Annotated in this window: 2 pseudogenes; both read right to left on the bottom strand. The window is 40.1% G+C overall.

The features are described 5' to 3' along the window. Positions 1-76: 76 nt before the first annotated feature. Positions 77-361: pseudogene (locus tag LEP1GSC062_RS25430) on the bottom strand (HigA family addiction module antitoxin). Between the two features lie 118 nt (positions 362-479). Then, a pseudogene (locus tag LEP1GSC062_RS24485) lies at positions 480-831 on the bottom strand (hypothetical protein); the annotation flags it as partial.

The following is an 831-nucleotide window of genomic DNA, read 5'->3' on the forward strand; positions in this document are numbered from 1 at the left end:
TTCCCATAATGTAGATTTGGTCACATTAGTGAACATTTGTTCATGAGAGTGCCCATACATCCTTTACACATCATACTCAAATGGCTTCGCTATATTTTCTGATTTTGTCAATCTCGTGACCCATGCGCATTTTGAACTTCGAACAGATCATGAGTTGCTTGTAGATTGAGCCAAAATCGGAGTTTGTCCAAAAAACTTTCCCAGTCGCATCGCGATTTCGGGAGTTACTGATCGTTTGCCCAGTATTAAATTACTCAAATTTGATCCTCGTCTCTGCTGCAAGTTTGTACTGAGACACTCCAATCTCGTCGAGATAATTTCTCAATATATTACCGGGATGTGGATTATATTTTTTGCTCATGCTCGTAACCCTCTTAATGGTAGTCTCCAATATATCCTATTATAACGCTCCCGTCGTTCGACACGAAACAAATTCGAATAGTGTCGTTTACCCAAATCACATACTGTTTCTTTTACCGTTAGCCCCAGACTACAATATCAGGATCGGCATAAAATTCACATTTATTACAGTGTGGTTCTTCTAATGAGATAGATCCATCCGAACATTGAGGACAATGATTTGAATCAATCAATAGCTTAACCTCTGTACCGAATGTGGAACCACATTTCGGGCAATGCTGATTTTTCTGTTTAAAATCCTATTCAGCCCAACAGACTGGACAGTAGGAATGAGGAATTTCTACAATACTACCCTTCCGCGAGATATCGGTTAAAACTGTCGCCTGCTCGGACAAAAATACGGTCGCTCTCCTCCATTACAACTAATGCCGACTTCGGATATTTGAATTGCTTTTTCTCTCTCTGCATCGA

The sequence above is a fragment of the Leptospira alexanderi serovar Manhao 3 str. L 60 genome, assembly GCF_000243815.2.
GTDB lineage: Bacteria > Spirochaetota > Leptospiria > Leptospirales > Leptospiraceae > Leptospira > Leptospira alexanderi.